The sequence below is a fragment of the Vibrio sp. ZF57 genome (genome assembly GCF_001691235.1).
Taxonomy (GTDB): Bacteria; Pseudomonadota; Gammaproteobacteria; order Enterobacterales; family Vibrionaceae; genus Vibrio; species Vibrio crassostreae_C.
Map to the genome: position 1 here is coordinate 1 of NZ_MAKD01000082.1, position 879 is coordinate 879.

Annotated in this window: 1 rRNA gene; it reads right to left on the reverse strand. The window is 51.4% G+C overall.

Annotated elements, in window-relative coordinates:
- Positions 1–879: ribosomal RNA gene (locus A6D97_RS11470) — 23S ribosomal RNA — on the reverse strand; the annotation flags it as partial.

Consider the following 879-nt stretch of genomic DNA (forward strand, 5'->3'; position numbering starts at 1 on the left):
CCTCCAGCAGCCCTTACAGACCACCTTCAACGGCTTACAGAACGCTCCCCTACCCCACATACCCTAAGGTACGTAGCCGCAGCTTCGGTGTATAGCTTAGCCCCGTTACATCTTCCGCGCAGGCCGACTCGACCAGTGAGCTATTACGCTTTCTTTAAATGATGGCTGCTTCTAAGCCAACATCCTGGCTGTCTGAGCCTTCCCACATCGTTTCCCACTTAGCTATACTTTGGGACCTTAGCTGGCGGTCTGGGTTGTTTCCCTCTCCACGACGGACGTTAGCACCCGCCGTGTGTCTCCCGGATAGTACTTACTGGTATTCGGAGTTTGCAAAGGGTTGGTAAGTCGGGATGACCCCCTAGCCTTAACAGTGCTCTACCCCCAGTAGTATTCGTCCGAGGCGCTACCTAAATAGCTTTCGGGGAGAACCAGCTATCTCCAGGTTTGATTGGCCTTTCACCCCTAGCCACAAGTCATCCGCTAATTTTTCAACATTAGTCGGTTCGGTCCTCCAGTTGATGTTACTCAACCTTCAACCTGCCCATGGCTAGATCACCTGGTTTCGGGTCTAATCCTAGCAACTGTACGCCCAGTTAAGACTCGGTTTCCCTACGGCTCCCCTAAACGGTTAACCTTGCTACTAAAATTAAGTCGCTGACCCATTATACAAAAGGTACGCAGTCACACCACGAAGGTGCTCCTACTGCTTGTACGTACACGGTTTCAGGTTCTATTTCACTCCCCTCACAGGGGTTCTTTTCGCCTTTCCCTCACGGTACTGGTTCACTATCGGTCAGTCAGTAGTATTTAGCCTTGGAGGATGGTCCCCCCATATTCAGACAGGATATCACGTGTCCCGCCCTACTCGTTTTCACTGAT